The sequence below is a fragment of the Corynebacterium sp. LK28 genome, from assembly GCF_014335105.1.
In the GTDB taxonomy this organism is placed as follows: domain Bacteria; phylum Actinomycetota; class Actinomycetes; order Mycobacteriales; family Mycobacteriaceae; genus Corynebacterium; species Corynebacterium macclintockiae.
The window spans coordinates 135,374-160,004 of record NZ_PDGZ01000010.1 but is presented as its reverse complement, the minus strand read 5'-3'; the positions used below and the strand labels follow the sequence as shown (position 1 = coordinate 160,004).

26 protein-coding genes and 1 pseudogene are annotated in these 24,631 nt (G+C 61.8%); 4 read left to right on the top strand and 23 right to left on the bottom strand.

Annotated features, from left to right (window positions below):
• Nucleotides 1-41 precede the first annotated feature (41 nt).
• From CRD15_RS05460 to CRD15_RS05445, 4 genes are all read right to left on the bottom strand, one after another.
• Nucleotides 42-323, bottom strand: coding sequence for a WXG100 family type VII secretion target (locus CRD15_RS05460; protein WP_034971118.1), 282 nt, complete (start codon nucleotides 321-323; stop codon nucleotides 42-44).
• A gap of 39 nt (nucleotides 324-362) precedes the next feature.
• Complete coding sequence (locus tag CRD15_RS05455; RefSeq protein WP_034971117.1) at nucleotides 363-650, bottom strand: WXG100 family type VII secretion target; 288 nt, start codon at nucleotides 648-650, stop codon at nucleotides 363-365.
• Between the two features lie 193 nt (nucleotides 651-843).
• Nucleotides 844-2,193 carry a type VII secretion-associated protein gene (locus CRD15_RS05450; protein ID WP_255463751.1) on the bottom strand — a complete coding sequence of 450 codons (1,350 nt, stop codon included), beginning with the start codon at nucleotides 2,191-2,193 and terminating at the stop codon, nucleotides 844-846.
• A gap of 51 nt (nucleotides 2,194-2,244) precedes the next feature.
• Nucleotides 2,245-5,421 (bottom strand): FtsK/SpoIIIE domain-containing protein, encoded by a 3,177-nt coding sequence (locus CRD15_RS05445; RefSeq protein WP_187402125.1) that lies wholly within the window; start codon nucleotides 5,419-5,421, stop codon nucleotides 2,245-2,247.
• A 275-nt stretch (nucleotides 5,422-5,696) separates the two neighbouring features.
• Between CRD15_RS05445 and CRD15_RS05440 the strand changes: the two genes are divergently transcribed.
• The gene (locus CRD15_RS05440) at nucleotides 5,697-6,848 is read left to right on the top strand and encodes an EsaB/YukD family protein (protein ID WP_043012321.1); all 1,152 of its coding nucleotides are present in this window, start codon (nucleotides 5,697-5,699) and stop codon (nucleotides 6,846-6,848) included.
• Nucleotides 6,848-7,663, top strand: a pseudogene (locus CRD15_RS10115) (S8 family serine peptidase); the annotation flags it as partial. The gene CRD15_RS05440 and the pseudogene CRD15_RS10115, both read left to right, overlap by 1 nt.
• Before the next feature lie 185 nt (nucleotides 7,664-7,848).
• Here the strand turns inward: CRD15_RS10115 and eccB are convergent.
• Nucleotides 7,849-9,129 (bottom strand): type VII secretion protein EccB, encoded by a 1,281-nt coding sequence (eccB, locus tag CRD15_RS05435; protein WP_187402099.1) that lies wholly within the window; start codon nucleotides 9,127-9,129, stop codon nucleotides 7,849-7,851.
• Nucleotides 9,130-9,266: 137 nt separating this feature from the next.
• On the opposite strand from eccB, the gene CRD15_RS05430 reads away from it, so the two are divergent.
• On the top strand, nucleotides 9,267-10,526 hold the full coding sequence (locus tag CRD15_RS05430) for a hypothetical protein (protein ID WP_187402098.1): 1,260 nt from the start codon (nucleotides 9,267-9,269) through the stop codon (nucleotides 10,524-10,526).
• Here CRD15_RS05430 and truA read toward each other — a convergent pair.
• Nucleotides 10,430-11,332: a tRNA pseudouridine(38-40) synthase TruA gene (gene truA / locus CRD15_RS05425; protein ID WP_187402097.1), complete on the bottom strand. Its 903-nt coding sequence runs from the start codon at nucleotides 11,330-11,332 to the stop codon at nucleotides 10,430-10,432. The genes CRD15_RS05430 and truA overlap by 97 nt on opposite strands.
• Nucleotides 11,333-11,437: 105 nt before the next feature.
• On the opposite strand from truA, the gene CRD15_RS05420 reads away from it, so the two are divergent.
• Nucleotides 11,438-12,052, top strand: coding sequence for a cation transporter (locus CRD15_RS05420; protein ID WP_187402096.1), 615 nt, complete (start codon nucleotides 11,438-11,440; stop codon nucleotides 12,050-12,052).
• A gap of 581 nt (nucleotides 12,053-12,633) precedes the next feature.
• Here the strand turns inward: CRD15_RS05420 and rplQ are convergent.
• From rplQ to CRD15_RS05335, 17 genes are all read right to left on the bottom strand, one after another.
• Nucleotides 12,634-13,206, bottom strand: a complete 573-nt coding sequence (gene rplQ / locus CRD15_RS05415; RefSeq protein ID WP_187402095.1) for a 50S ribosomal protein L17 — start codon at nucleotides 13,204-13,206, stop codon at nucleotides 12,634-12,636.
• A gap of 54 nt (nucleotides 13,207-13,260) precedes the next feature.
• Nucleotides 13,261-14,274, bottom strand: coding sequence for a DNA-directed RNA polymerase subunit alpha (locus tag CRD15_RS05410; RefSeq protein WP_034972456.1), 1,014 nt, complete (start codon nucleotides 14,272-14,274; stop codon nucleotides 13,261-13,263).
• 142 nt (nucleotides 14,275-14,416) lie between these two features.
• Complete coding sequence (rpsD, locus tag CRD15_RS05405) at nucleotides 14,417-15,022, bottom strand: 30S ribosomal protein S4 (RefSeq protein ID WP_034971104.1); 606 nt, start codon at nucleotides 15,020-15,022, stop codon at nucleotides 14,417-14,419.
• A 26-nt stretch (nucleotides 15,023-15,048) separates the two neighbouring features.
• A complete protein-coding gene (gene rpsK, locus CRD15_RS05400) occupies nucleotides 15,049-15,453 on the bottom strand; it encodes a 30S ribosomal protein S11 (RefSeq protein ID WP_005291870.1) in 405 nt (134 codons plus the stop codon).
• A gap of 3 nt (nucleotides 15,454-15,456) precedes the next feature.
• Nucleotides 15,457-15,825, bottom strand: coding sequence for a 30S ribosomal protein S13 (gene rpsM, locus CRD15_RS05395; protein WP_005291872.1), 369 nt, complete (start codon nucleotides 15,823-15,825; stop codon nucleotides 15,457-15,459).
• Nucleotides 15,826-16,065: 240 nt separating this feature from the next.
• Nucleotides 16,066-16,287: a translation initiation factor IF-1 gene (gene infA, locus CRD15_RS05390; RefSeq protein WP_005519800.1), complete on the bottom strand. Its 222-nt coding sequence runs from the start codon at nucleotides 16,285-16,287 to the stop codon at nucleotides 16,066-16,068.
• Nucleotides 16,288-16,478: 191 nt separating this feature from the next.
• Complete coding sequence (locus CRD15_RS05385) at nucleotides 16,479-17,672, bottom strand: dicarboxylate/amino acid:cation symporter (protein WP_034992874.1); 1,194 nt, start codon at nucleotides 17,670-17,672, stop codon at nucleotides 16,479-16,481.
• Between the two features lie 122 nt (nucleotides 17,673-17,794).
• Nucleotides 17,795-18,589, bottom strand: a complete 795-nt coding sequence (gene map / locus CRD15_RS05380; RefSeq protein WP_034972460.1) for a type I methionyl aminopeptidase — start codon at nucleotides 18,587-18,589, stop codon at nucleotides 17,795-17,797.
• 145 nt (nucleotides 18,590-18,734) lie between these two features.
• Complete coding sequence (locus tag CRD15_RS05375) at nucleotides 18,735-19,280, bottom strand: adenylate kinase (RefSeq protein WP_035001359.1); 546 nt, start codon at nucleotides 19,278-19,280, stop codon at nucleotides 18,735-18,737.
• Nucleotides 19,277-20,611, bottom strand: coding sequence for a preprotein translocase subunit SecY (gene secY, locus CRD15_RS05370; protein WP_034971099.1), 1,335 nt, complete (start codon nucleotides 20,609-20,611; stop codon nucleotides 19,277-19,279). Before secY ends, CRD15_RS05375 begins: the two co-directional genes overlap by 4 nt.
• Before the next feature lie 324 nt (nucleotides 20,612-20,935).
• A complete protein-coding gene (gene rplO, locus CRD15_RS05365; RefSeq protein ID WP_034971098.1) occupies nucleotides 20,936-21,385 on the bottom strand; it encodes a 50S ribosomal protein L15 in 450 nt (149 codons plus the stop codon).
• A 2-nt stretch (nucleotides 21,386-21,387) separates the two neighbouring features.
• Nucleotides 21,388-21,573, bottom strand: coding sequence for a 50S ribosomal protein L30 (gene rpmD, locus CRD15_RS05360; protein WP_034971097.1), 186 nt, complete (start codon nucleotides 21,571-21,573; stop codon nucleotides 21,388-21,390).
• Nucleotides 21,574-21,576: 3 nt separating this feature from the next.
• The gene (rpsE, locus tag CRD15_RS05355) at nucleotides 21,577-22,230 is read right to left on the bottom strand and encodes a 30S ribosomal protein S5 (RefSeq protein ID WP_187402094.1); all 654 of its coding nucleotides are present in this window, start codon (nucleotides 22,228-22,230) and stop codon (nucleotides 21,577-21,579) included.
• Between the two features lie 40 nt (nucleotides 22,231-22,270).
• Nucleotides 22,271-22,675, bottom strand: coding sequence for a 50S ribosomal protein L18 (gene rplR / locus CRD15_RS05350; RefSeq protein WP_034971095.1), 405 nt, complete (start codon nucleotides 22,673-22,675; stop codon nucleotides 22,271-22,273).
• Nucleotides 22,675-23,211 (bottom strand): 50S ribosomal protein L6, encoded by a 537-nt coding sequence (rplF, locus tag CRD15_RS05345; RefSeq protein ID WP_034971094.1) that lies wholly within the window; start codon nucleotides 23,209-23,211, stop codon nucleotides 22,675-22,677. Before rplF ends, rplR begins: the two co-directional genes overlap by 1 nt.
• 18 nt (nucleotides 23,212-23,229) lie before the next feature.
• Nucleotides 23,230-23,628 (bottom strand): 30S ribosomal protein S8, encoded by a 399-nt coding sequence (gene rpsH / locus CRD15_RS05340; RefSeq protein ID WP_034971093.1) that lies wholly within the window; start codon nucleotides 23,626-23,628, stop codon nucleotides 23,230-23,232.
• A gap of 285 nt (nucleotides 23,629-23,913) precedes the next feature.
• Nucleotides 23,914-24,621 carry a hypothetical protein gene (locus CRD15_RS05335; protein WP_187402093.1) on the bottom strand — a complete coding sequence of 236 codons (708 nt, stop codon included), beginning with the start codon at nucleotides 24,619-24,621 and terminating at the stop codon, nucleotides 23,914-23,916.
• Between the last annotated feature and the right edge of the window lie 10 nt (nucleotides 24,622-24,631).

Sequence of the window (24,631 nt, the reverse complement as noted above, 5' to 3'; positions counted from 1 at the left end):
TCTGACGAAGAAGAACAGCGAACCGAAGCTCTTACAAGTGTTTAGGCCCAGCTGTTTGCAGCGTTGGTGTTGATTTCGTTCATACGATCATTCGCCTGGCGAACCGTGCGGGAGATCTGTCCCAGCACATCGTTGATCTCCTGCGCGGAATCGTCCCACTTTTTCTGCGCAGCCTGGTAGCTGTCGGAAGCAGCGCCTTCCCATTCATTCACCATGGGCTGCAGGTCTCGCTTCAGATCGCCGAGCAGACCATTGATCGTGGAATTGCCACGGTTAATATCGTCCGCGGCATTACTGATCTGTGCAAAGTTGTACTGAATCATCTTCTATCCCCTTCTTCTCTTCTTGGCCTTCTCTTGTTCCTAGACGTTGAACGTCGAAGCATTGTCTGCGTCGGTGCTATCGAAGTCACCGGCGTTAGCGCGAATGTTGTCCGCAATGCTCTGCAGCGCTTCATTCAGCTTTCGCGCATTGTCATCCCACCGCTGCATAAGCGAGTGGAACGAAGCCTGTGCCTGACCCTTCCAGCTACCAGAAACCTCTTCCACTACCCCACGTAGTCGAGACAGCTCCCCCTGCACCTCGTTCTTCACACGGTCGACGTTCGACGCCGCCTGGTTCATCGTGCTGACATCTGTTTTAAAGCTCATGCTCTAACTCCCCCTCAAAGTATCTGAATGCAAAACTGTTACATGCAAGCACTGATGCGTGCCTTCCATGTCTTCTATGTCGCCGGGTATCCCCTGTTGATGGCGCCATCAAAAGAGTTATACTCACCGGCCCACTTAAAGGTTCACTGCTTCTGGTGAATTTCTTTGTGATCGGCGCCAACGGTTGCGATCGCTACACTTCAGGCGGGCCGCCCTCCACCTTTTCCGGCCGGGCGGTGTTCACGAACTCCTGGCACACCTTTTCCCTTTGCTTATTCCACTGCCGGTACTGGCAGCCCACCGAAATCTGGTGGCCGTCAACGAGCCTCACGTGCCACAACGTGGTCGAGTTCGCATAGGTCTCCTCGTAGCTAACCGGCTGGGTCGATACGACGGTCACTCCATTCGCCTCTACCCGCCCCACGTCATTCAGCGCGTTCAACAGAGCTGCGTCCAGCTCGTTTTGAGTCTTCAGCGGGGTTTGCTTCGCCGCCACCAGCACGCGCATTCCGTCATCGTCACCGACGTACTCTTCCCGCGACCTCGTCGCACCCCCAAGGTGCCAGCCATCTACGTTTACACTGATTGGGATATCCGCACGTCGCGCGCTGTGCTCTGCCACGGTGGCACCGTTCTTGCGAGGCTCGGGGAACGGTTCCCTCGTCGTCACCTCCCCGTCTTGTACATCAGGGCTCTGTACATCAGGGCTCTGTACATCGGGGCTCTGCACATCGGAGTTCTGCACTTCCCCACTCTGCACAGCCTCATCGGGGGCTGCGGCTAGATCAGGCTCCTGCGTTGTTCCTTCAGTCGGCTGTGAGTCAAAGACAGTAAACGTCGCAATCACGCCGCCGACGATGAACAGCGCCAAAGCTGCCAAGGCGATCGCAAGCCTCCGGCTCTCCTTATCCTCCTCATCCCATTCATCTCGTTCCTCTCGTTCCCCTCGCACATCCCGCTCCTCGAGTGTTCGGGCATCCGCCTCTGCATCGGATTCTTCCGCTGGCTCCGCCGGTAACACCGCTTCCGAAGTCCGTGCTAGACCCAGGTGTTCCAATTGCTGCTCCGCTACCGCCAACTCACTGGCCACACGCAGCACCGTTTCGTTATCCACCAAGCGCGCCCGGATACCCATGATTCGCAGGTAGCGCACCACCTCCACGGCGAAGGATCCCGTCACCAGCACGTCGACTGCCCGGAGCCCTATTCCCCAGGGGAAATACACGCGTGGCTCCGGCGGATTCACCGCCACCACGTCCGGATAGTCTTTGCGCTGCTCCAACACTTCGCTTACCAGTTCAAAGAGTTCCGACAGCCGCCCCAGGCTCAAACCCGACCGCTGAAACTCGACATCCGGCACCCCTTCGGAGCCCGATGTCGTGCTGTACAGCAGGTACTCGGGATGCTGTGTCTGCGCATCTCCGGCCACCACGAACCCTGTGGAAAGGTCCGTGACGGTCATCCCACTGACCAACACACCCGATTCTTGCAAGGACAGCGATTCCGCCAACAGCCCCCGGGAATCACCCAGCCTCTGATCCATCCTCATACTCTTCCCCCAATTAGTTTTCTCGCGGACAGGCACTCGTCCACGTCAGCCTTCATCAGCAATCTCCGCCACATGCACGTCCCAGGTTTCCTTGTGAACGTAGGCGGCGCGCCCCTGTGGGCGTCGTACTAAACGAACCCCGGCAATCGGCCCATCCTCACGCGGCGCAGAAAACAGCAACCAGGCGCTCTGGTCGCGCAAGGCCTGCATCAGCGGTTGATACGCAGCGCGGGCAAACTGCCCCGACCGGCGACCAAGCACCACATGTAAGCCGATATCCGCAGCGTAGGGCAGCAAAGGAACCAGCTGGTCGAGCCCCGGATCAGCATCCGCATCGTCGACAATGACGAAGAGTTCCGGCCCGGACCACCAGCTTTTCTCGCGCAACTGCTGGGGTGCCACGTCACTGCCCGGAATGCGTGCCCGCAGCGTATCGACCCAACCCGCCAGGTCAGCACGGAAGTCCTCCGGGACGCGGTAACCCGCCACTCCCAGAAGGCCCCGGCGCGTATCCGTGACCAGAAACTCCGGGGGCTCACCGCTGTGGCTCTGGCTTTCGGCTACGGATTGCATCACCGCACGCAACGCCGTGGTCACACCGCTACCGGCCTGGCCAATCGCCACCAGGTGCGGGAACGTGGCGTGATCCCAGCGCACCGGATCCAGGCGTGGCCCGCCGATGGCGAAGGCCTGCGGATCGGCCAACTCTTCCCACCCGATGCGCTCCGGCAGCACCCGCATGGATAGCTCAGGCTCGCCGCGTTTCACGCTTTCCATGCGCACGTGCTCGATGTCCTGTGCGTTGGAGTTAGCAAACTGCACATGCTTACCGCGGGCTGACACGCCCCTGCCCGGCACGTCAGGCAGGGACTTCTGGGCATCGCGGAAGTGGGCATCCAGCGGGGTCATCCGCAGTTCCAGCTGTCCAGTCAGCACGTCCCGTAGCGAAGGGCGGAAGTTCCACCGCAGGGCTGTGACCACCACGTGCAGACCGCGCTCCAGGCCGGTGGTGGCCAGGCGAATGAGTCGTTGTTCCTCTTCGCCTGTGCCCCCGTTGACCGCGCCCACCTGGTCCAGGCCATCGATAATCAGCAGGCGCTGCCCCTCCGTCTGTTCCATCTCGTCGAACAGCCGAGCCAGGCCGTCCGGCCCCACAACCGCCGCGACCTGCGGCAAGCGTGCGAGATCCCGCAGGCCGCCGCCCGGGTCGAAAATGTACACCGGCCACCCCGGGGAGCTTAAGACCCACCCCAGCACCAGACTGCGCACCGCCGTTGTCTTACCTGTCCGTGGCTGGCCGACGATCGCCCAGTGCTTGCGCCGCAGGTCAATATCCAACGGCACCTGCAGCCCCTCGAACGGCAGATCCTCCAAACCGATGCGGGCCACGCCCGGCGCGCGGGATTCCATGATGTCGCTAGCAGGCAGGTCTTCTGGCAGAGGTGGCAGCCACACCGGGTTCTTGTTCGGCCCCTCCAGCCGGTCGATGACCATCTGCATGGTAGTAGTTTCTGCTTCCACTGTGGCTCCTAGCTCGCGCACTAGACGCTGGTCGCGAGGCAATTCCGGCCCAGAGACATAGGCCGAGTGGAAGCGCACCTTGTCGCCCGCGGAAAGGATCGCTGCGCCGGGTGTGGTGGGCAGGTCGTAGGCCTCGGTAGTGCCGATCAGTGCGCGGGATTCGGAGGCGGAGAACGTGCGCAGCGCAATGCGGTAGCTTAGGTGCGATTCCAGGCCACGCAGTCGCCCCTCCTCCAGCCGCTGCGTGGCCAGCAGCAGGTGCATCCGCAGGCTTCGCCCCAGCCGACCGATCGCGGCAAATACCTCGGCGAACTCGGGTCGGGCGTGCAGCAACTCGGAGAACTCGTCGACCACGATAAAAAGCGCGGGCATCTGTCCGGGGTAGGCGCGATTGTATTCGGCCGCCGTGGTCAAGCCTGCGGCGCGTAGCTTTTCTTGACGCCGATGCATCTCCCCCAGCAAACTATCCTGCATTCGGTCGACCAGCCCCGCCTCCTCAGCCAGGTTGGTGATCAGCGCGGACGTGTGGGGCAAACGATCCATTCCCAGGAAGCTGGCGCCGCCCTTGAAGTCCACGAGCACGAAGTTCAGCTCCTCCGGGCTGTGCTGGTGGGCGAAGCTAATCACCACGCTCTTTAACAACTCCGACTTGCCGCTGCCTGTGGCGCCCACACAAAGGCCGTGCGGGCCAATTCCTCCTAGGGCTGATTCTTTGATGTCCAGATACACCGGCGCACCGGAAAACCCGATCGGCGCACGCAAGTCCCCACCCGGCAGTTCCAACAGCGACGTGCTGGATTTCACGGTGGACCGGGCGCGGCAGATCTGCGCCAGCTCTACCTCACTGAGCTGATCGGCCACCCCGAAAGGCACCCAGCCGTCAACGGTCCAAGCGCTCAGCAAGCACCCGCCATCGGCATCGTCCACCTGCAATAACAGGCCATTCCCTTTGGCGTTTTCCACCCACTCATCACTTGGTTCCGTGACCACCGCCCCGGCGATCACCGGGCTATCGCCAGTACAAAAGTGGACCTTGCGGGGCCCGTCATGCGGTAACCACTGCTCGAAGGGGCCGGTGATTCCGATGATGTCCGGATCCTGCATTGCCAGTTGCGCCTGCATCGCACGGGCTAGGCCAGGCGCACCATCGCCGAGTAGCACGATGCAGTGGAAACTAGCTAGATCCACCGACACTGGGGCTTCGATAGTTGCGTAGCGCAGGGCCACCTCGCGCAGGCTCATGGCGCTGACTGGTTCTAGGTCCTCTGGCGGCGCGTTGACCGGCACCTCCAGCGGGTCGTCCGGGGTTTGCACTGCGGTACCGATACGCACCACTCCCGGCTTGGCGGTGACGTCGGTTCCCGTATGCACATGCGTCCACAGCGATTGCGGGTGCGGGTGGGCCGCCAGCATGGTCTGCAGTTGTTCGTCGTGGCTGCGCTGCACGCTGTCCTTCAGCGCGTCGATATGGCGGTGAAAGGAGCGCCGAGTCTCATCGATGTTGGCCCCTGGCTGGAACATCATCGCCATACTTCCCAGCATCATCAGCGGAAAGATGAAGCTGATGGGGTTACGCCCAGACCCGGACAGCACCATGGCGGCGATCATTCCCACCACCGCGATCAACATCACGGCGGGCATGAGCAACCTGATGAAAGGCTGTTTGTCTTTAGGCAGCGTCGGTGGCGCCTGTGTCTGCATGATGGAGAAATCCCCCAATTTCCTTCTAGTCCCCAGGGACATCCCGTGTTATCCGGTGTTATCCCGTGTTATCCCCATCCAACCCCCTGGATGTGGTTTCAGATTCTAAACCTTCCCCGGATCCACCGCAGGGCAAGCGCAATCTCTGTGCCTCGGCTACTATCTGTGCCGTGTAAGCCACACTGGCGAGGATCCAAGGGGGGATGCTCGCCGACCAACAGCGGCAAAGGGCCGCGCCCAACACTCTTTACACGCTTTTTACCAGGGGGAATAAAGTGCTTGCCCTACGCATTTCCGTGCCCGCTAAAGGCACCACCATCAACGCTGCGATCGCCGACCACGTGCCGGTGGCGGAGCTCATCCCGCACCTTGTCGACGCTGAACCGGGGGAACACTGGGTTTTGCACCGCGCCGTCGGTCACGTCGCGCCACAGCACACGTTGGCGGAGGCCGGGGTCCGCCCCGGCGAGTCACTAACTTTGCAGGTCGCCACAGTTCCCGCCCCGCCCGCCGAGGCCGTAGAGGAACTGTCCGGCCCGATCCCCACCAGCCCCGCGGCCTGGATTGCCGCAGCCATCGTTTCGCTGTTTAGCCTGCAAGCAGCGCCAGCGTGGCATCCTTTGGACAATCAATTGGTTGGAGCTGGGGGCGTCCTTACCCTCAACAATTCCGCAGACACCGCAACGATCGTGGCAACCGCCGTGGCAGCACTTGCCGCAGCGGCGGCCTCCCTGCACCACCGCAACTTCAGCTACCTCGCCGCGATTCTGGGCTTCGGGCTGGGGCTGCACGTGAACGTCCTGTGCGCCTGTTTCGTGGCCGCGCTTCTGGTGTGGCGCAGTGGCCCGGCGCGGATCGTGACGGTCACATGGGTGGTGTTTGCGGCGGTGAATCTCTGGCCGGGGATTACGCTGCTGCTGGCGATGTTCGCGTTGGCTTACTCCGGGCAGATTGCCATTGGCCTAGCGGGAATCAAGCTACCGAAAGTGCCCGCGACCGGTGTGTTTACAGAGCCCACGACCACCCGCGCAGGTCAGGTGGTGGAGGTGCACTCCAGCCTGGTGGTCGCCATCGTGGCAGTGCTGGGCGCGTGTATCTACCAGCTGGCACCGTGGGGCGAATCGCTGGATCTTTGGACCGCCGTGCTGTTGGTGATGGTGGCGGTCCTCGGTGTGAGCGCGCGAAGCACCCGGCCGGTGCACTCTGTGGCGCTGGCGGTGCTGTCGGCGACGACGATTCTGTGGCTGGCATTGCACGAACCTTGGGGCGCATTGTGCCTGGTGCTGGTGGGTCTGCCTGCGCTGCGGGTGCAGTCGCCGATGCTGGGGCGCGCGATCGACATGGTGGAGGCCATCGCGTTTTGCCTGGCCATCCCCCTGGCACTGCACACCACGGGGTTGTTCGACGCGATTCGGGGGATCGGCTGATGATCGTCAAAGATTCCTCGCCGCACGGGAACTGCCAGGAAGGCACTGTCGCCCAGGCGGGTACCTTGCCGTTGCCGGATATTGACGCCTCCTCGTACCCAGCTCTTCACGCCCTGTCACGGGGCCGGGACGTGAACGTGGCTGTGATTGATACGGGCTCTGCCGGGCCGGGCGTGGTGGGCGACCGGGATTTTTGCGTGCTGCACGGGTCTGTGGTGACCAGTGTGCTGCAAACGATCGCGCCGGAGGCGAAGGTGCATTCTTTCCGGCATAACTCGGCCCCCGACCGGGCAGAAGGCACAGTAGAGGAGCTAGTCCGCGCGATTGATCGGGCACTGAAGGCGCGGGTGAAGATCATCAACATATCCATGGTGGCCTGCGAAGATACGGCCGCCCTGCGGGGAGCGATCGGCCGTGCGGAGAAAGCCGGGGTGCTCGTGGTGGCCTCGACCGGTAACACGGGTCAATGTCCGGAGGGGGCACCTACATTCCCCTCCAGTCTGGATCCGGTGCTGGCAGTGGGCGCAGTCGCGCCACGAGTGAGCCCGCAATCTCCGCACGAAGGTGGCCGCGCCGACCAGGGGCGCGTGCCCGCGCACTACAACGCGCCGACAAAGTGGGTGGATCTGTTCGCGCCGGGCGGGCCAGCCGAAGGGCGCGTGGTGATCGGCAAGCAGGTACACACCATCGTCGGAAATCCCACACCCTTTGAAGGCACCAGCTTCGCCACCCCGGTTGTCAGCGCGACGGCGGCGCTGGTCTGGCAGGTCGCCCCACAGTTGACGGCGCGCGAGGTGCGGGAGCTATTGGCCTCCACGGCCTCCCCCGGCGCGAGCGGGCCGGGTCTGGGCAAACAGATGTTGGTGGTCAACCCCGCCGCGGCGGTGGATAGGGCGCTAGACCTGCGCGACGCCCAGGCGCGAGGTGGTAGCGATTCGACGAGCGCCGACTACACCCTGCAGACCGTCAGCACTCAGCCGTACGGGCAGGAACCTGCCGACTATTCTGTACCGGTCGTGCTGTCCCTGGTGCTAGCGCTGGGCATCATCGCGACGGTTGTCTGCCGGGCTTTCTCCTCGGACAACAAACCTCCGTCCGGCAGCGAGGCAATGCGGGCGAACTGAACACTTCGTTCGGCCTTAAAGCCCAGGGCGTGCAGCTCGGCTTCGCTACCCACGGAGTAGCGCACACCATTCTCGCTGACCAGCACGTATCCACGTTCCGTCTTCAGTGCGGACGTTCCACGCGGCCCGTAGAAGGGGCTCGGGTATTCCGTCCCCGCCGCCCCAACCGGCTCCGCCACCCCCTCCGGCCCCGCGCACAACACGGGTGGCTGCGCCCACGATACGGGCTGCTCGCCATCAAACTCGGGGATCCCAGACAGCACATCCACGCTCGGCTGGCGCATCACTTCCGACAGCGCGACCTCCACCGGCGGCTCCGGGCTGCTGGCCTCCGCGTAGGAGCGCCGCGCCCCCTTAACCTCCCCCACGCCGGCCCGATCCACCAGAAACGCCCGGTCACCGGCCTTCACAACCCTGCCCGCTTTGTCGAAGGGCGCGGGCATCTTCGTCTTCCCCGTCGGCATGGCAATGTCGGGGCGCCGGTGGAACTGCTGTGCCAATTCATCGCTGGCCGGAACCGCCTCGGTGCCGAAAGCCCTGGCTGCGTCTGGGGTTATGCGGGCGCGAGTGGTGGCGTCGATAAGCCAATAACCCGAAGGGGCAGCCAGTAGAGCATGGCGATGGGTCTTGATGCGTTCGACAGCCACGACAGTCCCTGCTGTATGCGCCGTGCCCGCAGTCCCCGCCGCGCTTGCACTACCTGTAGCGCCCGCGCCAGTGGTTCGGTCGCAGTACAGCCACTCGCGATCCGGCGCGCTAACCAGCCCCGGCACCTGGCCGATCCCCAGTGGCTGCCCGAGCGGCACCTTTGATAGCTGCTCAGCGGTGGTTTTCTGCACCTCGACGGGCTGCTGCAGAATCAGCCGTGCCGAGGCAACATTCGTGACCGGATGGTAGGTATCGGCCAGTCGGACGTGCAGCGTGCCGGTCTCGTCGGCCACCAGATCCGCGCCGTCCAGGCTGGGCTGCGGGCGCAGCAACCCCAGCATCACCGCACCACCGGCGATCAGCAGACTCAGCAGCACGCCGACAATCAACGCGCGCCGTTGGCTCCGCAGCGGATCGTGAGCCATCCGCGGATCCCCAATGACCAGCGCAAGCTCTAACCTGCGAAGCAGAAAATTAAATCCAGATACTTGTATCCCCGTTGTGCGCATGGTTACTGCGCTCCCCCCTTGTTGTTTTTGTGCTGTCTAGCCCCCGCTAGCGCTGCCAAGTATTCCATGGTTGAATTGCTGGCGCGAGGGGAAGCTTCGCATTCGGGGGATTTTTCACAATTTTGGGGATGGGACAAATGGATTTTGCGGCTCTATGGCCATGGGTTTTGTGTGCTTTGTTGGCTATCGCGTGCATCGTAGCGGGCTGGTTCGCGTTCGACCGCAGCCGCGCTACGACGGATCAGGGCACGCGCTGGTTCCGGCTGTTGTGCGTGCACGACAAGCTGTGGGGCGAGCCGTCGTCGCGGCGGATTTCTGCCGACCGGTTGGCCGGTGGTCTGGGGCTTTCTCTTATGGACGCCAACCTGTCCACCACAACCACCCCCACCCCACCGTTCGGCCGCGGCTGGTTGGGCGATTCCCAAGCGACCCTTGTAGGCGTGCCGGAGCACGCGGCGGCGCGGATGCCCTTTGCCGCCAGCGGGTGCGGGGTGTGGGCGCTGCCCGCAGAGGCACCGCCGGTGGGAACCAAGGTCACCGGGCTGGCTGAGCAGCTGACGGTTCCCGCTGCACCCGGTTGGTTTATCGGCCTTACAGATTCCGGCGAATCAATGCTGGTACATCCAATCCCCGGCGCGACGTTCGCAGTGTTCGGCACTGCCCCGCAGCTGCGCACCCTGGAGGGGTCGATGAACTGGCCAGAAGCGCTGTTCGCGGTGCACCGCATCGGCGCGAGGCAGTCTGATCCGTGGGAGGGCGCGGGCGAAAACCCGACAGAAGATACAGCGAGTCTGCCCGGGTTGAACACCGGTGGAGCAAAGACGTCGATCCTGTTCGTGGAGGTTCCCGCTTCGCCGGGGCCACGTTCCTCTGCGCGCGGGGCGGCGACCAGCGCGGGTGGCCTAAGTGCTGGCGGTGGTGGCGGTGGTGGCGGTGGCCTCAGCGCTGGTGGTTTTGGCGCAGCGGAAAATGTGCTGCGGCTGGGGAGGGAAAGGCTCCGGTCGCTGGAACGCTCCACGCTAGCGACGGTGAACCTGCGCGCGGATGTGTTCATCGCGGTGCCGCCGGTCGGAACGGGAACGGTGCTCCTCCACGGCGAACACCGGGAATACTTCAACTTCTTTGCCATCACTGCGCCCGCCCCTCAACCCGCCCCACAGCCCGCGGCACAAGTCGCACCGCAGGCCGCACTTGCGCGGCAGGCTGTACCGAGACGGCAAACTGCGCCGACGCCGCAAGCGCCCACCAAACAGACGCGCGGCGAACGCTCACGAATCGCAGCGCCTAAGCATCGCCACCATCACAGGTCGGTGGACGGCTCACTTCCGTTGCCCACCGGCGAGCGCTTGGCGCGGGTCGTCCGCGCGCGTTCCGCCAGCTCCTCATCGGCCGGGTAATCCACCCGCACCAGGTTCAACCCTTCCGCGGGCGCGACCGGCACCGCGGAGCTGCGCTTCGTCTCCTGCAAAAGCTCCGAGGTAAAATCCTCCGGTCGTTTGCCCGATCCGACTGTCAGTGCCGCCCCCACCAGGGAACGCACCATCGACCAGCAGAAAGCATCGGCGGTGACGTGCGCCTCGTAGGTCTGCGGTTCTGCCTCCGTGGAGACGTCCACCCAGCGGAATTCCTGCAGTTCGCGGACAGTCGTGGCACCCTCGCGGGCCTTGCAGAACGCCGCGAAGTCGTTCAAACCAATCAGTGCGTCAGAAGCCGCCTGAGTCTTCGCCAGATCAATCGGGTAGCGCCACGCTGCCGTATCCCGGGCCCGCACTGGCACGGGCCCAGCCGGGTGAGTCGTCACGCGATAGATGTAGTGCCGGCGTAGCGCGGAGAAGCGGGCGTCAAAACCCTGCGGAGCAACACTAGCCCCGTGCAACCGCACGTCAACAGGCAACATCCGCGATAGGCGACGCACCAGGTCCTCCGGGCGGGTCAGCGAGCGCTGCTCGAAGGCATCCGCAGGGATGTCCGCGTGGCAGACCTGGCCGCTGGCGTGTACTCCCGCGTCGGTGCGGCCGGCGACGACCAGCTCGATCGGATGACGGGTGACCAGGGACAGCTTTTCCTGCAGCACTCCCGCGACCGTGCGCAGGCCACCGGATTGCGTGGCCCAGCCGTGAAAACCCGTGCCGTCGTAGGCGACATCCAGACGGACGCGCACCAGGTCGCTCGGGTCCTGCTTAGCCTGCGGTGTATCGGGCATGGGCGGGGCGCCTCCTTCGGATGGTCATTCGACAAACTCGACTAGCTATTGCTGCTCAGCTGCTGCATTCGCTATAGGCAGCGTGCGCGCCTTAGTCTAGTCTGCGTGCACGACAACGAATTCTCCGCCTCCACCCTCGACTCCCGCGCGCGACGTCTGGTCGCATGGGTCGCCGCACTCAACGGCCTTGGCTTCGCCGTTGAGGTGACTATTGCGCTGGTCATTGGTTCTGCCGCCCTATTTGCGGACGCCGCAGACTTCCTCGAAGACACTCTCATCAACGTTCTGGTGCTGACCGCGCTGGGGTGGTCGGTGGCCAGTCGGCGAAAGGCCAGCTACGCCCTGGCGGGGTTGATCCTGATTCCAGCTTTCGCCGCCTTCGGCACGGCGGCCTGGAAGGTGTGGACGGGGCATCCGCCGGAACCGACGACTCTGAGCGTGACGGCCATCGGCGCGCTGGTAATCAACCTGGTCTGCGCAGTCCTTTTGCTGCGACTGCGCGGGGCGGATAGTGCGCTGGTGCAGGGTGCTTGGCTGGCGGCGCGCAATGATGCGGCGGCCAACCTGCTGATCCTCGGCGCGGGCGTGGTGATGATGTTCTGGGTCAGCGCATGGCCGGACATCGTGGTCGGCGTGATTATCGGCCTGATTAACCTGTCGGCGGCGAAGGAAGTGTTCGAGCAGGCCCGGGCCGAGGAACCGGAGCTAGAGCTGGACTAGCCGCCGGCTACTGCCCCTGCCTTTCCCCTGCTTCGCTGCTTCCCCTGCTTCCCCCTGTCTTTCCCCTGCTTCGCCCTGTCTTTCCCCTGCTTTCCTGCTTCGCTGCTCAATGCCTGCACAGATGTCGTTAGAACGGGAATACAGGCCCCTAAAATCCGGCAAATGTCGTTAGAACGGGAATCTGTGATCCGAAAATGGACACAGACGAAGATGAAAACTCTCTGACCTGCAGATTTACGCAACTGCAATTGGTTCCCAATAACGCATTCCCGTTCTAGCGACACATGCCAGTCCGACCCCACCGCTCACCCGCCACCGCAGACACAAAATTCCGTTCTAGCGACATATGCCAGTCCGACCCCACCGCTCACCCACCACCGCAGACACAAAATTCCGTTTCAGCGACACATGCCAGCCCAGTGGCGGACTTTACAGACCTTGCACAGGCGAGTTGTTACGCCTCAACGACATCGGTGATGGTTGGGGCGGGTGGCGTCCATAAACAAAAACAAAAAGGCGGGCCACGAGCTACCCGGATGGGTAACCGTGGCCCGCCTGAGAGCTTGGCGGGGGCGCCGGACTTACTTGTCCTCGGCAGCCTCGTCAGCCTTAGCCTCTTCAGCCTCAGCCTCAGCGGCCTCTGCCTTGGCAGCCTCGTCGGTTGCGGTGTCAGCCTCAACCTCCGGAGCCTCCTCAGCCTTGGTCTCCTCAGCCTTAGCCTCTTCAGCCTCAGCCTCAGCCTTCTTGGCCTTAGAAGCAGCAACGCGGTTAGCACGCTCTGCCTCGGTGGAAACCAGCTGCTCCGTCACCAGGGAGATCTGGGAAATCGGAGCGTTGTCGCCCTTGCGGTTCTCCAGCTTGATGATGCGGGTGTAGCCACCCGGACGGCCTTCGAACTTCGGAGCCAGCTCGTTGAACAGGTAAGCAACAACTTCCTTGTTCGGGATGAGCTTCAGCACGTTGCGGCGATCCGCCAGGGTGCCGCGCTTGGCCTTGGTGATGATCTTCTCGACGTAGGGGCGCAGCAGCTTAGCCTTAGCGTCCGTGGTCTTGATGGCGCCGTGCTCAATCAGCTGAGCAGCGAGGTTGGACAGGATCTTCTTCTGGTGGGAAGCAGAACCGCCCAGGCGGGCGCCCTTCTTTGGGGTAGGCATTAGTTCTCCTCGTGTGGATCTTTAAATCAGTGAGCGCGTGCGGTTAACCACCGGTTATTCCGCGATGTCCTCGCCCTCGGTGTCGATGAACTCGCCGGTCTCTGCGTCGTAGCCCTCGATATCAGTGATATCGAAGCCCTCCGGAGCGTCCTTCAGGCCCAGGCCCAAGCCAGCCAGCTTGACCTTGACCTCGTTGATGGACTTCTGGCCGAAGTTACGGATGTCCAGCAGGTCGGACTCCGTGCGGGCAGCCAGCTCGCCGACGGTGTGAATCTCTTCACGCTTCAGGCAGTTGTAAGAGCGGACGGAGAAGTTCAGGTCCTCGATCGGCATGCTGTAGGCAGCGATGTGCTCGCTTTCCTGCGGCGACGGGCCGATCTCGATGCCCTCTGCTTCGTAGTTCAGCTCCTGAGCCAGACCGAACAGCTCCACCAGGGTCTTACCTGCGGATGCCATGGCATCGCGGGCGGTGATGGAGTTCTTCGTCTCCACGTCCAGAATCAGCTTGTCGAAGTCCGTGCGCTGTTCCACACGGGTTGCCTCGACCTTGTAGCTGACCTTCAGAACCGGAGAGTAAATCTGGTCGACCGGGATACGTCCGATCTCAGAAGAAGCCGGGGCAGCCGGAACGTAGCCACGGCCACGCTCGACGGTCATCTCGATCTCCAGCTTGCCCTGCTCGTTCAGCGTGGCGATGTGCAGGTCCTTGCTGTGGACCTCAACGCCAGCCGGAACCTCAACGTCAGCGCCGGTAACCTCGCCCGGGCCTTCCTTGCGGATGTACATCGCGACGGGCTCATCGGAGTCGCTGGACAGAACCAGGGACTTGATATTCAGGATGATGTCGGAAACATCTTCCTTCACACCCGGGATGGTGGTGAACTCGTGGAGCACACCCTCGATGCGCAGGGAGGTCACTGCCGCGCCCGGGATGGACGACAGCAGGGTCCGGCGCAGGGAGTTACCCAGCGTGTAGCCAAAGCCCGGCTCCAGTGGCTCGATAACGAACCGGGAGCGGGAATCATCGATGAACTCTTCGGTGAGCGCGGGGCGCTGCGAGATGAGCATGTTTAAGCTTCTCCTTTTTCGGCGACCGCTATATGACGCCGTTACGGGGACAACCGCCACCGGGTTTGGTGGACGGTGCGGACGGTAGAAACCGCGTTTGGTGTTCTATCCGAAGTAAGTCTAACGAATTAGACCGTCAGTTTTACTTCGAGTAGAGCTCGACGATCAGCTGTTCCTGCAGCGGAATGTCGATCTGAGCGCGCTCGGGCAGCTGGTGCACGAGGATGCGCAGGGTTGCCGGTACGACCTGCAGCCAAGCAGGAACGATCGTATCGACCAGGTTCTCCTGAGCCTCTTCGAACCACAGCATCGAACGGGACTTTTCACGCACGTCGATGATGTCGTACTGGGAGACCTTGAAGGAGGGAACGTTGATCTTCTTGCCGTTCACGGTGAAGTGACCGTGGGAAACTAGCTGGCGAGCCTGACGACGGGTGCGTGCCAGACCTGCACGGTAAACAACGTTATCCAGGCGAGACTCCAGCAGGATGACCAAGTTGTCACCGGTCTTACCCGGGCGACGGTTGGCCTCTGCGTAGTAGCGGCGGAACTGCTTCTCCAGTACGCCGTAGGTGTACTTCGCCTTCTGCTTCTCCTGCAGCTGCAGCAGGTACTCGGACTCCTTGATGCGAGCACGGCCAGCCTGCCCCGGAGGGTAGGGGCGACGCTCGAAGGAGTTGTCGCCGCCGACGAGGTCGACGCGGAGGCGACGGGACTTACGGGTTGCGGGGCCGGTATAACGAGCCATTGTTAATCCCTAATCCTTTCTTCTCTTTAGACGCGACGACGCTTCGGCGGGCGGCAGCCGTTGTGCGGCTGAGGGGTGACGTCGGCGATGGTGCCGACCTCGAGGCCCGCGGTGGACAGGGAACGGATAGCGGTCTCGCGGCCGGAGCCCGGACCCTTAACGAAAACGTCAACCTTCTTCATGCCGTGGTCCATTGCCTTGCGGGCAGCGGACTCGGCAGCCATCTGAGCAGCGAAGGGGGTGGACTTACGGGAGCCCTTGAAGCCGACGTGGCCCGAGGAAGCCCAGGAAATCACAGCGCCCTTCGGGTCCGTGATGGACACGATGGTGTTGTTGAAGGTGGACTTGATGTATGCGTGGCCGTTGGCCACATTCTTCTTTACGACGCGACGGCCAGTACGGCGCGCGCCGGAACGAGTCTTCGGAGGCATAGGTTACTTCTTCTTTCCTGCGATCGTCTTCTTGGGTCCCTTGCGGGTACGAGCATTGGTCTTGGTGCGCTGACCACGAACCGGCAGACCACGGCGGTGGCGCAGCCCCTGGTAGGAACCAATCTCGATCTTGCGGCGAATATCGGCCTGGATCTCGCGGCGGAGGTCACCCTCCACCTTCCAGGTGTTCTCGATAACGTCACGCAGAGCGGACAGCTGCTCGTCGGTCAGATCCTTGGAGCGAAGATCAGGGGAGATGCCGGTCTTTTCCAGCAGCTCCTTGGAACGGGCGGGGCCGATTCCGAAGATGTAGGTCAGTGCGACCTCCATGCGCTTTTCGCGTGGCAGGTCAACACCAGCAAGGCGTGCCATAGGGCATTTTCCTTCCGGTTTAGCGGCGGTTTTCTCCACACTCGTCCCTGTTGATCCTTCGAGTATTTCGCGCGCAGCCACGGAAGGGACTGTGTAGGCACCAGGTGCCTGAATGTGCGAAACCAACACCCCAACTGTTGAGGTGTTGGAAGGAGGGCTCCGGCCGCCGCGGCCAGAGGTAGTGACTAAAAAGTGCTGTTAAGAGCACTTCCTAGATTGGATGTGTGGAGGCTTGACGTATTACTTGTAGCGGTAAACGATGCGCCCGCGGGTCAGGTCGTAGGGAGACAGCTCCACGACAACCCGATCCTCCGGGAGGATACGGATGTAGTGCTGGCGCATCTTGCCGGAAATGTGAGCCAATACCTTGTGGCCATTGTCCAGCTCGACACGGAACATCGCATTTGGCAGAGGCTCGACGATGCGACCCTCAACCTCGATGGCGCCTTCCTTCTTTGCCATATCCTCCAACGCTTCCCCAGCTCTTTTAGCTGGATGGGTGATGTTTTGCTACATGTGGCACTGGTTTTTCCGCACTCAGGCTGACTGTCTTAAACAGCCATGGTCCGAATCATCGAACCCGTCGGGTACTGAAAGCCCATGCACCACCTGATTACAATACACGCGACCTGCGGGGATACCAAAACGCTGGTTTAGGCGTGCTGCTCTTCGCGGCGCAGCTGTCCCTTCGCCAAGCGGTTGACAGTCAGCGCGATCGCACCGTCGCCCGTGACGTTACATGCAGTACCGAAGGAGTCGATGGCGATGTAGGCAGCGATCATCAGTGCCACCTGGCCATCATCGAAGCCCAGCTGGGACTGCAGCAGGCCAACGGCTGCCATAATGGCGCCACCCGGAACGCCCGGAGCGGCAATCATCATCACACCCAGCAGGAAGATGAAGCCCAGCGCCATCCCCGGGGACATGTCGATTCCCGTCATGTACACAATGGAGAATGCGAACAGGGCGATCTTCTGCATAGAGCCGGACAGGTGCACCGTGGCGCACAGCGGCACCACGAAGTCAGCCACGGACTGGGAAACGCCGTTCTTGCGTGTGCATTCCAGGGTCACAGGAATGGTTGCCGCGGAAGACGAGGTACCCAGCGCGGTGAAGTAGGCGGGCATCATGTTCCTCAGGGCAGTCAGTGGATTGCGTCCGGCAAAAAGCCCGGCCAGCAGGAACTGGAGCGCCAGGATCACCCAGGTCATTAGAACAGCCAGGATCAGCACCTTCGAGAACTGGGTCAGGGTTAACTTCAAGTTGCCGTTCATACCCATAGTCAGGAACACGCCAAAGATGTAGATCGGCAACAGAGGAATGATGAACTTCTGGATGACGTTCATGCTGACCTCGCGAAGTTCCTCGGCTCCCCTGTACAGCACCTCCGTGCGCATCGAAGCCAAAGCAATGCCGACGGTGAAGGCCAGCAGCAGTGCCGACATCACGCCCATCGGCGGATCCATCTCAACGGAGAAGAACGGCTGCAGCGCACCTTCGTCGATGTCTTCCGCCTTGATCATGGATTCATTGCTCAACAGGGACGGGTAGGTGCCCTCTGCCACTCCATAGGCGATCAGGCCGGAGATGATGGTGGAGACGTAAGCGATACCAGCGGTCACGCCTAGCCACTTCCCTGCCCCACGTCCCAGGCTGGCGATCGCCGGCGTGATGAGGGAGAAGATCAGAACCGGAACAAAGAATCCCAGGAAACCGGAGAACAGACCATTAAACGTAGCGAATGTACGGCCGGCCCACTCCGGGAAGAACAGGCTGCACAGAATGCCCAGGCCAATGGCAACGATGATCTTGAAAAGCAGCGATTTAAGTACTCGGGATAGGTTCATGCCAGTTCTTCCCTCATGTCGGCGCTCATAGGAGCTTGTAGGTTCTCATGAAACGATTATGTTTAGCCTACTCTGACTACTTCTTTCTCCAATAATCACCCTCCGCCCACCATCCCCCGGCGTCACTTCCGGGGCGTCAGGATCCGCGGCCCGTCGGCGGTCGCGGCGACTGTGTGCTCCCAGTGCGAGGAAAAGCTGCCGTCCAACGTCACCACCGACCACTCGTCGTCGAGCACGCGGGAATCGGCAGTCCCCAGCGCCAGCATCGGCTCGATGGCCAGCACGGATCCTTCCTGAATTTCCGGCCCGCGCCCGCCGCGGCCTTCGTTGGCCAGGTACGGATCCTCATGCATGGTGCGCCCGATACCGTGGCCGCCATAGCCGTCGACGATCCACAGTTCCACGTCGAATTTCTCCTCGGCTGCGTCCGTCGCTTTCTCCAGTGCCCAGGACACATCGGTCAGCCGATTTCCCGGGATCATAGCCTTCAGCCCTTCGTGCAGAACCCATTCGGTTGCTCGGTTCAGCCGATCGTGCTCCTCAGCGATCTCCCCGATCCCGAAAGTCCAGGCGGAATCCCCCACCCAGCCATTCAGCGTAGCTCCACAGTCGATGGAGATCAGGTCGCCTTCCTTCAACACCACATCTGCGGCTGGGATGCCGTGGACGATCATGTCGTTCGGGCTCGCACAAATGGAGCCCGGGAAACCGCCGTAGCCCTTGAAAGTTGGGATTGCACCGTGGTCGCGGATCACCTGCTCGGCCACGCGGTCGAGGTCGAGCGTCGTCTTGCCCGGCGCCGCCGCCTTCTTGACCTCCTGCAGCGCCAGCCCCACGATCTCGCCTGCAGCCTGCATCGCATCTAGCTGCTCGGGTGTCTTCGCCGCAATCTTTTTGTTCCTACGCCGGAAGCCCATTGGTGTTGTCTTCTTCCTGTACTTCTTGTCTGTTCTTGTTGTTTCTTGGTTCCATGACGCCCCCTCGCCGCCCAGAACCACAAATCCCGCCAGGTCGGACCGTGTGGGGCCGGCTGGCGGGATCAGCTGTGAACTGCGCGGGTGTTTACTTGTCCAGCGCGTTCAGCGTGGTGGTGGAGATGTCCTCCACGGTGCCCTCCGCGTCGATGTTCAGCAGAATGTCCTTGTAGTGGTCGATCAGCGGGGCGGTCTCGTTGCGGTAGACCTCCAGGCGGGTGCGGATCGTGTCCTCGTTGTCATCGTTGCGTCCACGGGCCAGCATGCGATCGACGACGACATCCTCGGAGACTACGTAGTTGATCACTGCGTCCAGGGAGTGGCCGTCTTCCTGCAGCATCTGCTCCAGCAGTTCAGCCTGCTCGATGGTGCGGGGGAAGCCGTCTAGCAGGAAGCCCTTGGTGGCATCGTCCTGGCTCAGGCGATCGCGCACCATGTTGGCAGTCACGGAGGTTGGAACCAGCTTGCCGGCATCCATGTACTCCTGCGCCTGCTTGCCCAGGTCGGTGCCCTGGGAGATGTTGGCGCGGAAAAGATCACCGGTAGAGATGTGCGGGATCTTCAGAGCATCGGACAGCAGGGAAGCTTGAGTGCCCTTGCCAGCGCCGGGAGGGCCGAGCAGAACTAGTCTCATTTCAGGAATCCTTCGTAGTTAGACTGCATGACTTGCGATTCGAGTTGCTTGATCGTGGTCAGGGCAACGGATACCAGAATCAGGATGGCGGTACCACCGAAGGGCATCTGGCCCTGGCCGCTGGCCTGAGTCGTCTGCACGCCCATGTTGATGAGGATGTTCGGCAGTGCAGCGATGACAGCCAGGTAGATGGAACCGACGATCAGCAGACGGTTCATCACATATCCAAGGTACTCCGCGGTCGGGCGACCCGGGCGGATGCCTGGAATGAAGCCACCGTACTTCTTCATGTTATCCGCCTGATCGTAGGGATCGTACTGGACGGATACGTAGAAGAAGGAGAAGAAGATGATCAGACCGACGTACACCAGGATGTACTGCCATGCCGCAGGGTCAGACAGCACGGTCATAACGTTGCGGTTCCACCAGTTGTCCTGGCCAGCGGCCTCCGGATTGCCGGACTGGATGATCTGGGTAATCAGGATCGGCACGGTCAGCAGCGAGGACGCGAAGATCACGGGGATCACACCAGCCTGGTTGACCTTCAGCGGCAGGTAGGTGGAGGTCTCGCCGTACTGGCGGCGACCGATCATGCGCTTTGCGTACTGGACCGGGATGCGGCGCTGACCCTGCTCGATGAAGACCACTCCGACCACCAGGATCAGCACACCAACAACCACGCCGGCGAACACAAAGCCACCGGAGCTTGCAAGGATGGATGCACCCTGCCCCGGCAACGCGGTGGCGATACCCGCGAAGATGAGCAGCGACATACCGTTGCCGATGCCGCGGTCGGTGATCAACTCGCCCATCCACATCAGCAGCACAGCACCGGAGGTCATGACCATGACCATCACAATCAGGCCGAAGATGCCGGTATCTTCCTTCAGCACCGGCACGCCCTGACCCAGCAGCTGCTTACGGTCAGCCAGCGCCACGATGCCGGCGGACTGCAGAAGCGCGAGGGCGACGGTCAGGTAACGGGTGTACTCCGTCATCTTGGCCTGACCGGACTGGCCTTCCTTCTTCAGCTGCTCAAACTTCGGGATCACCACGGTCAGCAGCTGCACAATAATGGACGCCGTAATGTACGGCATAATTCCAACAGCGAAGACAGACAGCTTCAGCAGCGCGCCACCTGAGAACAGGTTGATCAGCGAGTACATCGCCGAGCTATCCGTCAGGCTATTGATCTGCGCTTGGATCCCGCCGTAGTCTACGCCGGGGGTTGGGATCTGGGCGCCGATGCGATAGAGGATAACCATCGCAAGAGAGAACAAAATCTTCTTGCGGAGATCATCGTTCTTGAACGCCGAGGAGATGGCGGACAAACTTGGCCTCCTGTGTAGTTTCTTACCTTTGTGCGGGATCTATTCGCTAGCGCACCTGCACTTTAAGATACGCCCGCGTAAAGAGGCGACACTAATTGCAACCTAGCCAGGTTAGCAGACAGGACAAATGCTTAGGAAACTGTACCACCTATAGCACGCAATATATCAAGTACCGCTTCACGGTCTGACTGTATCGCTTCCCGGAGACGAGGGGCGGTGGGTACGTGGGCGTCAATAGGAAAGAAAAAATCGCCCTGCCAGCGCAATAACGCACTGGCAGGGCGATGGGTGAGGGCTAAGTTCGGCTAGGATCTAGCCAGCCGCTTACTTAGCCTCGGTGACGGTGCCACCTGCAGCCTCGATCTTCTGCTTTGCAGAACCCGAGAACTTGTTAGCGGTGACGTTCAGCTTCACGCTGATCTCGCCGTTGCCCAGGATCTTCACCGGCTGGTTCTTGCGAGCTAGGCCAGCTGCAACGATGTCAGCAACGGTGACGTCGCCACCCTTGGAGAATGCCTTCTCCAGGTCAGCAACGTTAACCACCTGGTAGGTGATCTTCGCGGGGTTACGGAAGCCCTTCAGCTTAGGCAGGCGCATGTGCAGTGGCATCTGGCCACCCTCGAATGCTGCCGAAACCTGCTTACGAGCCTTGGTGCCCTTGGTACCACGACCTGCGGTCTTACCCTTAGACGCCTCACCACGACCCACGCGGGTCTTGGCCTTCTTGGCGCCCGGAGCAGGGCGGAGGTCGTGGAGCTTAATTGGATCGCTCATGTTTACTCTCCTGCCACTTCTTCGACCTCGACCAGGTGGCGCACAACGTTGATCTGGCCACGGACGATCGGGCTATCCTCGCGGACAACTGCCTGGCCAATGCGCTTCAGGCCGAGGGAGCGCATGGAATTGCGCTGCTTCGGCTTGGTTCCGACCAAGCCCTTGGTCTGGGTAATCTTCAAAGCCATTTCTTATGCCCCCTGTCCCGCTGCACGTGCGCGCAGCATAGCGGCCGGAGCAACCTCGTCCAGAGGCTTGCCACGGCGAGCGGCAACCTCTTCCGGACGGACCAGCTGCTTCAGGCCGTCTACGGTTGCGTGGACAACGTTGATGGCGTTGTCGGAGCCCAGGGACTTCGACAGGATGTCCTGCACGCCGGCGCACTCCAGCACCGGGCGGGCAGCGCCACCGGCGATCACACCGGTACCAGGAGCTGCGGGCTTCATCATGACGATGCCTGCAGCAGCCTCACCCTGAACCGGGTGGGTGATGGTGCCGTTGATCATCGGAACGCGGAAGAAGTTCTTGCGAGCCTCTTCTGCGCCCTTCTGAATTGCGGCAGGAACTTCCTTAGCCTTGCCGTAGCCGACGCCGACCATGCCCTGGCCGTCGCCGACGATAACCAGCGCGGTGAAGCTGAAGCGGCGACCGCCCTTCACAACCTTCGAGACGCGGTTGATGGTAACCACGCGCTCGATGAACTGGCTGCGCTCGTCCTGCTGGTTGCGACGATCGTTGCGTCCGCCGCGATCGTTGTTGCGATCGTTGCGGCCGTTACGCTCGTTGCGCTCGTTGTTGTCGTTGTTCTCGGCGGAGCGTCCGCCGTTACGTTCACGTCCCGACATCACGCGTTCCTTCCGTTGGTGTTGTTCGTGGAGTTGGTCATTAGAACTTCAGACCACCTTCGCGGGCAGCGTCGGCCAGAGCGGCGACGCGGCCGTGGTACTTGTAGCCCGCACGGTCGAAGACGACGGCCTCGATGCCAGCGGCCTTGGCGCGCTCGGCGATCAGCTGACCGACCTTCGCACCGCGAGCCTTCTTGTCGCCCTCCATTGCGCGCACATCGGCTTCCATCGTGGAAGCTGCGACCAGGGTGTGGCCTGCAACATCGTCGATGACCTGTGCGTGCATGTGGCGAGAGGTGCGGTGAACGACCAGACGCGGGGTCTCCGGGGTGCCGGAGAGGGTCTTGCGGATACGGAAGTGACGACGTGCGCGTGCGGTGCGACGGCGGGTGGAAATATCCTTGCCCACCGGCAGACGCTTTTCGTTTTGTGCAGTGTTGCTCATTACTTACCCGTCTTTCCGACCTTGCGACGGACCTGCTCGCCCTCGTAGCGAATGCCCTTGCCCTTGTAAGGATCGTCCTTACGCAGACGACGGATGTTCGCGGCGATCTGTCCGACCTTCTGCTTGTCGATACCAGCGATGGAGAACTTGGTGTTCCCATCCACGGCGAAGGTGATACCCTCCGGTGCCTCAATCAGCACAGGGTGGGAGTAACCCAGTGCGAACTCCAGGTTCTTGCCCTTGAGCTGCACACGGTAACCAACACCGAAGATTTCCATGTTGATGGTGTAGCCCTTGGTCACGCCCTCGATCATGTTGAAGACCAGGGAACGGGACAGGCCGTGCAGGGAACGATTCTTGCGGTGATCATCCGGGCGGGAAACGACGATCTCATCGCCTTCCTGTGCCACGGTGATCGGGGCCGGAATGTCCAGGTTCAGGGTGCCCTTCGGGCCCTTGACCTCTACAGACTGGCCGTTGATGTTGATGGTGACGCCAGAGGGGACAGCCACCGGTGCCTTGCCAACACGAGACATGGTTTAGACCTCCTCTAGTTACCAGACGTAGGCGAGAACTTCTCCGCCCACACCCTTGTTCTGTGCCTCACGGTCAGTCAGCAGGCCGTGGGACGTGGAAATGATAGCCACACCCAGGCCGCCGAGAACCTGCGGCAGCTCGTTGGACTTTGCGTACACACGAAGACCCGGCTTGGAAACACGGCGCAGTCCGGAGATAGAACGCTCGCGGGACGGGCCGTACTTCAGCTCGATGTCCAGGGTCTTGCCAACCTTGGCGTCATTGACGGTGTAGTTAGCGATGTAACCCTCCTCCTTCAGGATCTCAGCGATGTTCGCCTTGATCTTGGAGGAAGGCATGGAGACGGAATCGTGGAACGCGTTAGATGCGTTCCGCACGCGGGACAGCATGTCCGCGATGGGATCAGTCATGGTCATAAGTATTGACCCATAGCCTTTCTCATTGCGGTTCCCAGCCCACCCAGGATGCGTGTACCGCGCGCTTGCTGGCTACTTGCGCGCCCCATGCTAAATAACGTGGGGTGCTCGCCGCCGTGTCCGCGCGGCCGCTTTATTGGGCGAGGGGCCTACAACAAAGTGGTTTGATGTTTACACTGCTCACGTTGCTAACCCTGTTTTGGGCACGGGGCAACGCAAGACTCGATAACTCTAGCAATCACCTGCGGGTTTACCCAAATCGCCGCTGTTTGGGTCTGGACGCCCCTAGGGCCAGAAATCCAGCAAGTCCGTCACATCCCAATCCCAGTCGCGGCCGAACCCGAAAGGTCCGCGCGCGGGCACGCCACCAAACGTAACTGTGATACTCCCCCACAGGTGCGGATCAAGGGAGCGGACGAAGCGTTCGCCGTAGACCGCCGCGAGCACATCCTTTTCCCAGTCCCCCGCCCGCTCAGCGAGAGTCTGATAGCCACCCCCGCTTGCCAGCTGATTGCGCAGGGCATCGCGTACTTGCACGCCTACCTCCGTGAGCTGAGGATCCCGGCAGTCGCCAATCCCGCGAATACGTAGGCGTTTTGGTCGGTGAACAAGGCCGGCGGAAATAAGGGGCGTCACAAAAGAATCAACCGCCTTCGATAAACGGCGGCGACCAAAGAAGCGCAGGCGACCTTTGGTGCGGCGCAGAACCGCGCGAGGATACGGCTGGGTTGCACGAAGAGGCGTGACGAGCCGCAAGACTGAGAGGTGGTTCTTGTGCGTGGACGGTAGAACCCGAGCGATCGGGCCGAGCTTGTCGGCAAGGTTCCCGACCTGCAGGTCACCTTCGCGAAGGAGTTGCTGCACCGCGACCATGGTCATGTGCGCGCGGCCACCGCACAGCGCGGCAAGAGACATCGGATCCAACGACTGAAGGTGTTGGAAGCCTTGCCAGCTCAGGGCGAAAGCGCTGGGGTGATTGTAGGGATTATCCACGCTTTCAACC